The organism is Isoptericola chiayiensis (assembly GCF_013149805.1).
GTDB lineage: Bacteria > Actinomycetota > Actinomycetes > Actinomycetales > Cellulomonadaceae > Isoptericola > Isoptericola chiayiensis.
On the sequence record NZ_JABEZT010000001.1, the window covers coordinates 396783 to 409558 of the forward strand.

The 12776-nt window shown below is 73.2% G+C and carries 10 protein-coding genes; 4 read left to right on the plus strand and 6 right to left on the minus strand.

Features of this window, described 5'->3' with window-relative positions:
- Positions 1–98: 98 nt before the first annotated feature.
- Together HDG68_RS01670 and HDG68_RS01675 are read left to right on the plus strand one after the other, a co-directional pair.
- Entirely contained in the window at positions 99–959 is an 861-nt protein-coding gene (locus HDG68_RS01670; protein ID WP_172148651.1) for an aldo/keto reductase, read from the plus strand.
- A 26-nt stretch (positions 960–985) separates the two neighbouring features.
- Entirely contained in the window at positions 986–1921 is a 936-nt protein-coding gene (locus HDG68_RS01675; RefSeq protein WP_172148652.1) for an aldo/keto reductase, read from the plus strand.
- 131 nt (positions 1922–2052) lie between these two features.
- On the opposite strand, the gene HDG68_RS01680 is transcribed toward HDG68_RS01675, so the two are convergent.
- Positions 2053–3891, minus strand: a complete 1839-nt coding sequence (locus HDG68_RS01680; protein ID WP_172148653.1) for an ATP-binding cassette domain-containing protein — start codon at positions 3889–3891, stop codon at positions 2053–2055.
- A 179-nt stretch (positions 3892–4070) separates the two neighbouring features.
- Here HDG68_RS01680 and HDG68_RS01685 point away from each other — a divergent pair, with 179 nt between their 5' ends.
- Positions 4071–5039, plus strand: a complete 969-nt coding sequence (locus HDG68_RS01685; RefSeq protein WP_172148654.1) for an acetylxylan esterase — start codon at positions 4071–4073, stop codon at positions 5037–5039.
- Positions 5032–6330 (plus strand): hypothetical protein, encoded by a 1299-nt coding sequence (locus HDG68_RS01690; protein ID WP_172148655.1) that lies wholly within the window; start codon positions 5032–5034, stop codon positions 6328–6330. The genes HDG68_RS01685 and HDG68_RS01690 overlap by 8 nt, the downstream gene beginning before the upstream one ends.
- 127 nt (positions 6331–6457) lie before the next feature.
- Here the strand turns inward: HDG68_RS01690 and HDG68_RS01695 are convergent, their stop codons facing one another.
- From HDG68_RS01695 to HDG68_RS01715, 5 genes are all read right to left on the minus strand, one after another.
- Positions 6458–7393 carry a 4-(cytidine 5'-diphospho)-2-C-methyl-D-erythritol kinase gene (locus HDG68_RS01695; protein ID WP_172148657.1) on the minus strand — a complete coding sequence of 312 codons (936 nt, stop codon included), beginning with the start codon at positions 7391–7393 and terminating at the stop codon, positions 6458–6460.
- A complete protein-coding gene (gene rsmA / locus HDG68_RS01700; protein ID WP_172148659.1) occupies positions 7390–8262 on the minus strand; it encodes a 16S rRNA (adenine(1518)-N(6)/adenine(1519)-N(6))-dimethyltransferase RsmA in 873 nt (290 codons plus the stop codon). Before rsmA ends, HDG68_RS01695 begins: the two co-directional genes overlap by 4 nt.
- Positions 8263–8329: 67 nt before the next feature.
- A complete protein-coding gene (locus HDG68_RS01705) occupies positions 8330–9661 on the minus strand; it encodes a resuscitation-promoting factor (protein ID WP_172148661.1) in 1332 nt (443 codons plus the stop codon).
- Positions 9662–10015: 354 nt separating this feature from the next.
- Complete coding sequence (locus tag HDG68_RS17290; protein WP_343037369.1) at positions 10016–11326, minus strand: resuscitation-promoting factor; 1311 nt, start codon at positions 11324–11326, stop codon at positions 10016–10018.
- 214 nt (positions 11327–11540) lie between these two features.
- Entirely contained in the window at positions 11541–12767 is a 1227-nt protein-coding gene (locus HDG68_RS01715; protein ID WP_343037370.1) for a resuscitation-promoting factor, read from the minus strand.
- Between the last annotated feature and the right edge of the window lie 9 nt (positions 12768–12776).

Sequence of the window (12776 nt, forward strand, 5' to 3'; positions counted from 1 at the left end):
TTGCTGAATCCGATGAGTTCAAGTTGTTGGACTCATCACCGGTTCCTTCCTATCGTCGAACCCGCAGTCACCACAAGGTCGTCGAGACGAGGAGAACCGTGGAATCTCGCACCATCGGACACCACACTGTCAGCGCCGTCGGTCTCGGCGGGATGCCGCTGTCCATCGAGGGACGCCCCGACCGCGACCGCGCGATCGCCACCGTCCACGCCGCCCTCGACGCGGGCGTCACGCTCATCGACACCGCCGACGCCTACCACCGCGACGCCGGCGAGGTCGGCCACAACGAGGAGCTCGTCGCCGAGGCCCTGCGCAGCTGGGGCGGCGACCCCTCCGCCGTGCTCGTCGCGACCAAGGGCGGGCACCTGCGCCCAGGCGACGGGTCCTGGACGAAGGACGGCCGTCCCGAGCACCTCAAGGCCGCGGCCAAGGCCTCCGCCCAGCGCCTCGGCGTCGACGCGATCGGCCTCTACCAGTTCCACCGCCCCGACCCGTCCGTGCCCTACGCCGAGTCCATCGGCGCGCTGGTCGAGCTCCTCGACGAGGGCGTCATCCAGCAGGCCGGCATCTCCAACGCGGACGTCGCCCAGATCGACGAGGCGAACGAGGTGCTCGGCGGACGCCTCGCCTCCGTGCAGAACCAGTTCTCGCCCGCCTTCCGTTCCAGCCTGGGCGAGCTGCAGCACTGCGCCGAGCTCGGCATCGCGTTCCTGCCCTGGTCGCCGCTCGGAGGCATCGCCCGGGCAAGTGAGGTCGGCACGGCCCACGCGGCGTTCGGCCGCGTCGCCGAGAGCCGCGGCGTCAGCCCCCAGCAGGTCACGCTCGCCTGGGAGCTCGCGCTCGCACCCGTCGTCGTGCCCATCCCCGGGTCCTCGCGGCCCGCGAGCATCCAGGACTCCGTCCGCGCCGTCGACCTGGACCTCACCGCCGACGAGCTCGCCGAGCTCTCGGCCTCCTGACCCACCGCACCACACCGAGGAGATCCATGAAGACCGTCCCCCTGGGCACCACGGGCCGCCAGGTCCCCAACGTCGTCCTCGGCCTGATGCGCATCGCGCAGATGGACGACGACGCCGTGCGCACCCTGGTGCGCACCGCCCGCGACGCCGGCATCGACTTCGTCGACCACGCCGACGTCTACGGCGAGGAGCTGCACGGCTGCGAGCGCCGGTTCGCCGAGGCCATGCAGCTCACGTCGTCGCAGCGCGAGGAGCTGACCATCCAGTCGAAGGCCGGCATCGTGCCGGACGGGCCGTACTTCGACTACTCGTACGACCACCTCGTGTCCTCCGTCGAGGGCTCTCTGGAGGCGCTGGGCACCGACTACCTCGACGTGCTGCTGCTGCACCGTCCCGACGCGCTGGTGGAGCCGGACGAGGTCGCCCGCGCGTTCGACCACCTGGAGTCGAGCGGCAAGGTGCGCGCCTTCGGCGTCTCCAACCACACGCCCGGCCAGATCGAGCTGCTGAAGAAGTCGGTGCGCCAGCCTCTGGTGGCCAACCAGGTGCAGCTCTCGATCACGCATGCACCGCTCGTGGCGCAGGGCGTGGCGGCCAACATGGCCGGGCTGGACCAGTCGGCCGTGCGCGACGGTGGCGGGCTGCTCGACTACTGCCGCCTGCACGACATCACCGTGCAGGCCTGGTCGCCGTTCCAGGCCGGGTTCTTCACCGGGGTGTTCCTCGGCTCCGAGGAGTACCCGGAGCTCAACGCCGTCATCGACCGGCTGGCCGCGAAGTACGACGTGCCCGCCATCGCGATCGCAACCGCGTGGATCACCCGGCACCCCGCCGGGATGCAGGTGGTCCTCGGCACGACGACGCCGGAGCGCGTCGCCGGTGCCGCGCAGGGTTCCGACGTCCCCCTGACCCGGGCCGAGTGGTACGAGCTGTTCCGCGCGGCGGGCTACACCGTGCCGTAGCAGGGACGACGGCGGCCGGCCCGGGGTGCGTTCCCGGACCGGCCGCCGTCGCGCGGGGGCCTCACGGACGCCGAGGGCCGGTACACGCCCGGACGCACCGAGAGGTTGAGTGCCGCCGTCGTCCGGCTCGTTCAGTCGGCGAGTTCGGCGGCCTCCAGCCACTGCATCTCCAGCTCGTCCTTCTCGGCGCCGAGCTCACGAAGGCGCGCGTCCAGCTTGGTGGTCGCCTCGAAGTCGGTGGGGTCGGCGGCCATCCGCTCGTGCAGCCGGGCCTCCTCGTCGGTCAGCCGTGCGAGCTGCTTCTCCAGGCGCTGGACGGTCTTCTTGGCCTGCCGCTGGTCGGCGGCCGACGGCGCGGGGGTCGCGGCGTCCGACGGCGCGGACGTCGCCCCTCGAGAGGTGGGCTCTCCGCCGGACGCCGGCGCGCCGGACGTCGCAGCGCGGCGCAGGTCGAGATACTGCTCGACGCCGCCGGGCAGGTCCCTCAGCGCCCCGTCGCCGAGCAGCGCCCACTGCCGGTCGCAGACCCGCTCCAGCAGGTACCGGTCGTGGGAGACCACGATCAGCGTGCCGGGCCAGCCGTCGAGCAGGTCCTCCACGGCGGCCAGGGTGTCGGTGTCGAGGTCGTTCGTCGGCTCGTCGAGGAGCAGCACGTTCGGCTCCGAGACGAGTAGCCGAAGCAGCTGGAGCCGACGCCGCTCGCCGCCGGACAGGTTCCGCACGATCGTGTGCGCCCGCTCGCGGGTGAAGCCGAGCCGTTCGGTGAGCTGGCCGGCGGTGAGCTCCTTGCCGTCCACGACGACGGTGCGCTTCTCGCGGTCCACGACCTGCACGGCGGTGAGGTGCCCGACCTCGTCGAGCTCGGTGACCTCCTGGGTCAGCTCGGCGACCTCGACGGTCTTGCCGCGACGCACCCGGCCGCCCTCGGGGTCGCGGCGTCCGGCCAGCAGGGCGAGCAGCGTCGTCTTGCCGGCACCGTTGACGCCGACGACGCCGTACCGGTCGCCGGGCCCGAGCCGCCACGTGACGTCGTCGAGCAGGGTGCGTTCCCCGCCGTCGGGCAACGGGACACGCACCGTGACGTCCTCGAGGTCCAGGACGTCCTTGCCGAGCCGCTTGGTGGCCATCTGCGTCAGCTCGAGCTGGTCGCGCGGCGGCGGCTCGTCGGCGATGAGGGTCTGAGCCGCCTCGACGCGGAACTTCGGCTTGGAGGTGCGGGCCGGGGCGCCGCGCTTGAGCCAGGCGAGCTCCTTGCGGAGCAGGTTGTTCCGCTTCTCGGCCGCGGCGGCGGCCTGCCGGGACCGTTCGGCGCGGGCCAGGATGTAGGCGGCGTACCCGCCCTCGTACCCGTCGACGGCGCCGGACCCGTCACCGCGGACCTCCCACATCCGCGAGCACACCGCGTCCAGGAACCAGCGGTCGTGGGTGACGACCACCAAGGCGCCCGTCGCACCGGGGCGGCCGTACCGGTTCCGCAGGTGCTCGGCGAGCCAGGCCACACCCTCGACGTCGAGGTGGTTGGTCGGCTCGTCGAGCAGCAGCACGTCCGGGTCCTCGACGAGCAGGTGGGCCAGGGCCACGCGACGGCGCTGGCCACCGGAGAGCGTGGTGGCCGGCTTGTCGAGGTCGAGGTCGGCCAGCAGCCCGGCGTGCACGGCGCGGATCCGCGGGTCGGAGGCCCACTCATGGGTCTCGTCGTCGCCGTGCACCAGGTCCAGGACGGTGGCGCCCTCGGGGACGTCGTCGCGCTGGTCGAGCATCCCCAGCCGCGAGCCGCCGACCCGGGTGATGCGACCGCCGTCGGGCGAGGCCGTGCCGGCGAGCATCCGCAGCAGCGTGGACTTGCCGGCACCGTTGGGGCCGACGACGCCGATCCGGTCGCCGTCGTCGAGCCCGAGCGAGACGTCGTCGAGCAGGGTGCGGGTGCCGATGGTCAGCGAGATGCTGTCCGCGCCGAGGAGATGTGCCACCCGAGAAGGGTAGTCGCCGCCCGTCGCCCCACCCTCACCGTCGAGCGTCCCTGGATGCACGTCATGGGGCGTCGATGACGTGCATCCAGGGACGCTCGACGGGGGGCGGGCATCGCCGGACGACGGCGCGGGCCGCTAACCTCGTCCCGACGCCGCCGTCCTCACCCTGGAGTTCCCGCATGGCCCAGTTCGACCTGCCCGTCCCCGAGCTCGAGCAGTACCGTCCCGCCGTCGACGAGCCGGACGACTTCGACGAGTTCTGGAGGGCGACGATCGCCGAGGCGCGCGGCCTCGGCGACGACGTCCGCGTCGAGCGGGTCGACGCCGGGCTGACGGCGCTCACGGTCGACGACGTCACGTTCGCCGGGTTCGGCGGGCACCCGATCAAGGCGTGGCTGGTCCGGCCCGCGCAGGTCGACGGACCTCTGCCGACCGTCGTCGAGTTCCTCGGGTACGGCGGGGGCCGCGGGCTGGCGCACGAGCATCTCGGGTACGCGGCCGCCGGGTTCGCCCACCTGGTCGTGGACACCCGCGGACAGGGCTCCGGCTGGGGGTCCGGCGGCGACACGCCCGACCCGGTCGGCAGCGGCCCCGCCTCCCCCGGCTTCATGACCCGCGGCATCCTCGACCCGGCCCAGCACTACTACCGACGGGTGTTCACCGACGGGGTGCGGGCCGTGGACGCCGTGCGGCAGATCGACGGGATCGACCCCGCACGGGTGGCCGTGGCCGGGACCTCGCAGGGTGGCGGCATCGCGATCGCCGTGGCCGGGCTGCTGCCCGACGTCGTCGCCGCCGCACCCAACGTGCCGTTCCTGTGCCACTTCCGGCGTGCTGTACAGATCGTCGACTCCCATCCGTACGGTGAGATCACGCAGTACCTGTCGGTGCACCGCGACCATGAGGACGCCGTCTGGCGCACCCTGTCCTACCTGGACGGCGTCTCGTTCGCGCGCCGCGCGCGGGCCGCCGGACTGTTCTCCGCGGCCCTGATGGACACGATCTGCCCGCCCTCGACGGTGTACGCGGCGTACAACGCCTGGGGCGGCGAGCACCGAGAGATCGACGTGTACCCGTACAACGGGCACGAGGGCGGCCAGGCGTACCGGTTCGCGCCCACCGTGGCGTGGCTGCGCAAGCATGCCTGAACCGGTCGCCTCACCCGGACCTCGCTACCGCCTGCGGCACGTCCTGACGGCGACGGCCGTCGCGGTCCTCGCGCTCTGCGCCGCAGGTGCCGCGTGGGCCGCCATGGACGGCGACCCCGTCGACGCACCCGTCACGGCCTCGACCCTCGACGCGTTCCCCGCTCGCGGCAGCCTGATCGACTCCGGCGACTGGGCCGGCGAGGTCGAGGCCGCCGCGGACGTGTGGCGGGACGAACCCGCCGGCGGTCGCGAGGAGCCGCCGTCGGACCAGCAGCCGATCTCTGTCCTGTGGGCCGGCGACGTGTCCGCACAAGCCCTGATGGCTTACCTCCGCTACGAGCTCGCCCTCGACGTCCCCGAACGGCCCACGCTCCTCGAATCGGCGCGCGCCGTGGTGCTGCGCGCCGGGGACCGTACGGCACTGCTCATCGCGAAGGTGGAGGACGACGGCGGCCGGGACGACGAATTCACCATCGTCGGCGACGGCGTCGCGCCTTATCTCGACGGTGCGGCACTGCACCCGGCGGACGGCGTCGTCCTGCTCGCCTCGGACGCCACCGGTCCGGCATCGTCCGGTCCCGCGACGCTCGAGGTGGTCTCGGCGGCCGCCGGGACCGGGGCCGGCGCCCGCCCGATCCACGACGGCCTGGTCATCAGCCCGCCGTTCGATGCCGCGAGAGTTCCCGGTGACGACGTCGAGCGGCTGGTGCGGCCGTCGTCGGGCACGACGATCGAGACGAGCGGGTCGGACCTGTGGGAGACGCTCACCGGCCCCCACGCCGCGTCCGCCTGGTCCGCGCTGGCCGACACGGAGGAAGCGGCGCGCGAGCAGGTCCCGGGAGAGCCCGTCCACGCCGAGGTGTGGGGCACCAAGAGGCTCGACGACGGCCGCTCGATCGCCGTCGTAGCCGCCCGGACGCACCCCGACTCCGTGGACGACGTGTGGTGGGCCGCGAGCGCGGGCGTCCTCGCTCCCGGTGACGGGACCCCGTGGGTCCATCCGCTGGGCCGCGGGGCAGGGACGTCCACCCCGCACGGCACGGCGTTGCCGCCGTTCGCCGGCGACTGGGTGGTCCGAGACGCCGAGGAGATGACGGTCGACCTGGTCGTGGCGGCGCCGCCGCAGGTCGAGCAGGTCACGGTGGAGGCGCGCGACCGCAGCGTCCGGCTCGGACCAGGGCTGACCGTGCTGCCGTCGTGGGAGGACGACGGCGGCTGGCCGGCCGCGAGCCCGGTCGTCCTGGTCGGGCGGTCGGCGGACGGGACGCCGCTGGCGCCGCTGCCGCACTGACGGCGGCGCGGTGCGACGACCGCGTGCGGGCCGGCACCCACCGTCGCGTACCTCACGGGAACGTTGCCTACCTCGGCGCGGCGTTGCCTACCTCGCGGGAGAGTTGCCTACGTCGCGGGAGGGCGGGTCAGAGGACCCGGGCCCCGGCGGCGGGCGCCGTCGTGCACCACACCGAGTCGGCGGCGTCCTCGGCGGTCCAGGTGGCCGCGATCGCGAGCGCGTGCTGCCGTGACCGGGCGAGCGCGGCGACGGTCGGCCCCGACCCGGAGACCATGGCCCCGAGGGCGCCGCCGTTGCGGGCGATCTCGAGGGTCCGCTCCAGCTCGGGGCGCAGGTCGAGCGCGGCTGCCTGGAGGTCGTTGTGCAGGGCGGCACCGAGGGCCGTGGGGTCGCCGGCCCGCAGGGCCTGCATCAGCGCGGTGTCGGCGTCGACCTCGGCGGTCGGCGCGAGGCGGCCCGCGGCCACGAGCTCGTCGAAGCGTCCGTAGACGGCGGGCGTCGACAGGCCCTCGTCCTGCGCGGCGAACGCCCAGTGGAACTCGCCGCGGGTCATCGCCGGGGTGAGCAGGTGGCCCCGCCCGGTGCCGACGGCGGTGTGGCCGTGCAGCGCGAAGGGCACGTCGGAACCGAGCTCGCCGCCGAGTGCCACGAGGTCCTGGCGGGACAGCCCGGTGCCCCACAGGGCGTCGCAGGCGACCAGGGTGGCGGCTGCGTCGGCCGAGCCGCCGGCCATCCCGCCCGCGACGGGCACGCCCTTGGCGAGGTGCAGGGCGACGTCGGGGGCCAGGCCCACGTGCCGTGCGAGCAGCTCCGCGGCCCGCCAGGCGAGGTTGGTCGCGTCCAGCGGCACCCGGTCGGCCTGCGGTCCGTCCACGGTCAGCGAGATCCCGGCCCCGTCGCCGACCTGGGTCGCGGTGACCTCCTCGGCGAGCGAGACGGCCTGGAACACGGAGACCAGCGGGTGGTAGCCGTCGTCGTCCAACGGTCCCACGTGCAGGGACAGGTTGACCTTCCCCGGGGCGCGGACGCGGACGGACGGGGTGGGGGCGGCGGCGAGACTCACCCGTCCACCGTGCCAGCAGCGGGCGGAAGGTGCTCGGCGATCCGGGCGAAGTCGGCGATCGAGAGACGTTCGCCACGCAGCCGCGGGTCGACGCCCGCGGCGACCAGGGCCTGCTCGGCGGCGGCGCCGGAGCCGAACGTGCCCGACAGCGCGGCGCGCAGCGTCTTGCGGCGCTGCGCGAACGCGGCGTCGACGACGGCGAACACCTGCTCGCGCGGCGCCGTGGTCGCCGGGGGCTCGTGACGTCGGATCGCCACCAGGGCCGAGTCCACGTTGGGCTCGGGCCAGAACACGTGCCGGGACACGTTGAGCGACCGCCGGGCGGCGCCGTACCAGGCGGCCTTGGCGGACGGCACGCCGTACGTGCGTGACCCGGGCGGCGCCGCGAGCCGGTCGGCGACCTCGGCCTGCACCATCACGAGCACCGACTCCAGGGAGTCGAACCGTTCCAGGAAGGTCAGCAGCACCGGGACGGCCACGTTGTACGGCAGGTTCGCGACGAGGGCCGACGGCGGTGCGCCCGGCAGGTCGGTGACGTCCAGCGCGTCGGCGGTCACCACCTCGAAGTCGGCGTCCGGCAGGTGCCGGTGCACGGTCTCAGCGATCTGACCGGCCAGCACGGGGTCGATCTCGACGGCCACCACCGACGCGCCGGCCTCGAGGAGCCCGAGGGTCAGCGACCCGAGCCCGGGGCCGACCTCGACGACCCGGTCGCCGGGCTGCACCCCGGCCGCACGGACGATCTTGCGCACCGTACCGCCGTCGTGCACGAAGTTCTGCCCGAGCGTCTTGGTGGGCCGGACGCCGAGGCGCCCTGCCAGCTCGCGGATCTCCGCAGGGCCGAGCAGGGCGCCAGGGGTGGTGGTCATGGGCTGCAGTATCGCCCGACCGGTGGTGTCGGGACCAGTCGGGCCGTGCGGCCCGGTGCCGGTCGGCTCAGTACCAGTTGTTCGCCTGCGAGTGGCTCCAGGCGCCGCACGGGGTGCCGTAGCGCCCGGCGATGTAGTCCAGGCCCCAGGCGATCTGCGTGGCCGGGTTGGTCTGCCAGTCCGAGCCGTGCGAGGCCATCTTGGAGCCCGGCAGCGACTGCGGGATGCCGTAGGCGCCCGAGGACGGGTTGGCGACGGTGTGCGACCAGTTGGACTCCTTGGTCCACAGCGACTCGAGGCAGGTCCACTGCGACCCGGTCCAGCCGCGGGCGGCGGCCATCTGCTGACCGATCGAGCGGTTGGAGCCGGAGTAGGTGGTGCCGGACGAGCCGGAGGATCCGGACGAGGAGCTGCTGCTCGACGAGGAGCTGGTGGCGGGCTCCGGCTCGGGCTCGGGCTCGGGGCGCTCCTTGGTGCCCTCGACGAGCACGCGGGTACGGGGCTCGGTGGTCACCATCGAGGTGATCTTCTCGTTCGAGACCTCCTCGCCGTCGATCGTGGTGATCTCGCGGACCACGGTGCGCGAGCCGTCGCGGCCCTTCTTCTTGACCTTGGGGTCGAGGTCCTCGTAGCGGTCGTCGCTCTGCTTGACCTTGACGTCGCGCTCGATGGTCTTGACCTTCGTGACCTGCTCGACCTCGACGCGCTCGACGACGGCGGCGACCTGCGGCACCTCGGTGCCGTCGGGCAGGTCCTCGGCCTTCACGCCGGCGGTGGCCGCGTCGGTGACGGAGACGAGGTCGTCGCCGTCGATCTCGACGTCGGCGGCCTCGAGGACGTCGTCGACCTCCTCGGAGCCGTCGACGACGTCGGTCTCGCCGTCGTGCACGACGGCGACCTGCTCGCCCTGGTGCAGCTCGAGCGGGATCTCGGCACGCTCGGCGGACCGCGAGGCGACCAGGGCGACGTCGGAGCCGCGCTGGCTGAGGAGGTTCAGGGCCTCCTGGGCGTCGGCGGCGGCGACCCACGTGGAGTGGTCCTCGCCGTCGACCTGGATGTCGAGCTGCTTGGCGGTGCGCACGACGACGTCGCTGCCGGAGTTCAGTGCGGACGCGGTCGCGGGGGCCACCACGTCACGGTCGGTGACGTCGATGCCCTCCTCGGCGAGCAGACCCTCGACGTCGCCGGCGAACGTGCCGACGTCGCGGGTCTCGCCGTCGATGTCGAGCGTGACGGTCTTGTAGGCGTTCGAGACGGCGACGGCGGAACCGGCGCCGAGGACCAGCGCACCGGCCGTGGACGCGGCGAGGACCGCGCGACGACGGCGGGTGCGGCGCGTCCGAGTGACGGCGCGGGTCTCGGCCGTGGTCGGCCGTGACTCGTGGGTCTCGGAAGTCATGGTGCTCCTGTGGTCGTGTGGGGTTCTTCGGTCCCGGAAGGGGGGTCGCCCTACACCTGCAGACCGCGGGAGAGCGACGAGGACACCCGACCGTAACCGTTCTGTTATCGCGTGCAAGACGATCTACGTCACACCTGTCCGGCCGGTACCGGGCTTTCACAGCCCTTTCACGCCGCGGTTGCTGCTCGGTCGCACCGGGCTCCGGATCCCCGCCGTCGCGAGGTAGGCCGGCGCACCGCGAGGTAGACCAGCGCACCGCGAGGCAGACCAACATGCCGCGAGGTAGGCAACGGCGTCGCCTACCTCGCGGGAATGTCGCCTACCTCGCGGGACGTGCCGGGCGACCGCGGCGGATCAGAGCAGGCCCAGCTTGGACGCGCAGTGGGGCCACTGACCCCATCCCGCACGGGACTGCAGGATCTGCGCCCGCTTGGTCTGCTCGGCGGCCGAGGCGTCCGACGGCAGCCCGCTGCCGCCGACCGACTGCCAGGTCGACAGCGAGAACTGGTACATCCCGTAGTAGCCGTTCCCGGTGTTGGTGCTCGGGTTCCCGCCGGACTCGCACTGCGCGAGCGCGGCCCACACGCTGCCGGACGGCGCGCTGCCGCCCGAGCTCGACGAGGACGAGCTCGAGGAGGACGACGAGCTGCTCGAGGACGAGCTGCCGGACGACGAGGAGCTCTCCGGCTCGGGCTCCGGCTCCGGCTCCGGGCGCTCCTTGGTGCCCTTGACGATCACCTCGTCGACGGGCTTGGTCGTGACCTTGTTCGAGAGCTTCTCGCGGTCGGTGACCTCGCCGTCGGTGCGGGTCACGCGGTGGACGATGGTGCGCTCGCCCTTCTTGCCCTCGGTCGCCACGTAGGAGCCCTGGTCGGCGTACCGGTCGGGGTCGGTCCTGGTGACGGTGTCGTAGCCGACCTTCTTGGTCTTGGTGACCTTCTCGACGTCGACGACCTGGATGACGACGCGGACGGTCGGGTCGCCCGGGTTCTCCGGCGTGATCTGGTCGACGTGGACGATGTCGTCCTCGTCGAGGGTCACGCCCTCGGCCTCGAGGAGGGCGTCGAGGGAGACGGCGCCGTCGTCGACGACCGTCCGCTCGCCGCCGACGACGAGGACGACCGACTGCTCGGCGTCGAGCCGGATCGGCAGGCTGGCGCGGTCCGCGGACCGCGACGGCAGCAGGCGCACCTGGTCGGCCCGGTCGGCGAAGCGGTCGAGGACCTCGTCGGCGTCGAGGGCGGCGACCCACACGTCGCGGGAGTCGCCGTCGGTCTCCACGGTGATCTGGTGCCCGTAGCGGACCTCGACGACGGCACCGTCGCGCAGCTCGTCCGTGCCGACCGGGGTGACGGCGTCGTTGTCGTCGACGCGCACCCCTTCCTCGGCCAGCAGGTCGTCCACGGTGCTCGCGTACGTGGACACGGTGCTCATCTCACCGTCGACGTCGAGGGTGACGTCCTTGCGGAGCTGCTCCACGACGGCGGCGGCCACGCCGCCGGCGACGGCGACGCCCAGGACGGTCGCGATCGTGATGAGCGGCCACCGGCGGCGGCGCCTCGGCGCGGCCTCGGCGGGGTCCGTGGCGCTCGCGGTGGCGCCCGACACCGTCACGGGGACGGGGGCGGTGGGCGGCGTGACGGAGTCGGCGGGCCAGTCGTTCACGGGTGGTCCAGTCGTTCGGCAGATCCGGGCACGACGGCGGGCCTCGACGGGGTGGTCGGGCCGCGGCCGATCCGGCGGCTCCGACGACCGTAACCGCATCGTGACCTTCGACCAAGCGGTGTTGTGGTATGTATGTCCGCTTTAGTGGCTCGATGCGAGAAAAGTTCCCGCAGTTTCTGAGGGGCACGTCACACCGGATCACCCGGTCGGGAGCTCAGTACCAGCCGACCGACATCGAGTGATTCCACGCGGCGCACGGGCTGCCGTACCGCCCGGAGATGTAGCCCAGACCCCACGTGATCTGCGTCGTGGGGTTGGTCCGCCAGTCGGACCCGGCCGACGCCATCTTGGAGCCCGGCAACGCCTGCGGGATGCCGTACGCCCCCGAGGACGGGTTCTCGGCGTTCCAGCGCCAGTTCGACTCCTTGGTCCAGAGCTTGTCGAGGCACACGAACTGGTCGTCACCCCAGCCCCGTTCGGCGGCGAGCGAGCGCGCGACCGCCTTCGCCGAGCCGGGGTCGACCTGGATGTCCGACACGTCGAGGGTGCCCACCAGCACGACCTCCGTCACCGGCTCCTGCGTGACACGCCGGTCCACCACGGCACGCTCCACCTCGGCACCGTCGAGCGTGCGGACCTCGTAGGTCGTCACCCGCTCCCCCGGCACGCCGCGCGTCTGGACCACCTCGTGACCCTGGGGCAGGGAGTCGGACTCGACCCGCTCCGTCTTGAACGGCATGACCTCGGTGACGATGTCCGACCCGGTCCGCCCCCGGTTGACCACCACGAGCATGCCGTCCACCGCCGCCGCACCCAGCGGCACCGACGTCGTGTCCTGCGCACCGAGGGTGATGCCGACCTCGGACAGCACCTCGCGGACCGTCGACCGCGTGGTGCGCAGCGGCACCACCGCGTCGTCCACGGCGACCCGCACCGTCTTGAGCGTCGACACGCGGACGGGTTCCCGTCCGAGCGGCGCGGAGCGCGACGACGTCGTCACGGCCCCCTCGCCGCGGGGGCCGATCGCCGCGAGCAGCTCACCGACCGTGTGTGCCGTCGTCGGGAAGGTGACGGTCTCCCCGTCGATCTCGAGCGTGACGTCCTTGCTGGTGCGGACCACGACCTCGCCGTCGTCCGGGGCGGTGGCGTCGACCGCCGGCTGGACGAGGTCGTCCGGGCCGGGGTGGATGCCGTGCAGCGCCAGCACCTCACCGACCGTGTCCCCGTACCCGTCGAGGGTGCGGACCTGGCCGTCCACGTCCACCGTCACCTGCGAGTGGGCGTCCACGACGCCCACGGCGCCCAGGGCCAGCACGCCGACCACCGCGCCCTGCACGCCGATCCGCGCAGCACGCGGCAACGCGCCGCGCCGTCCCACGTACGACGCCGGAGCGCGGTGTCGCCGCAGGTCCCGCCGTCGTGCCCGATGAGAGGTCGCCACGGTCACCAG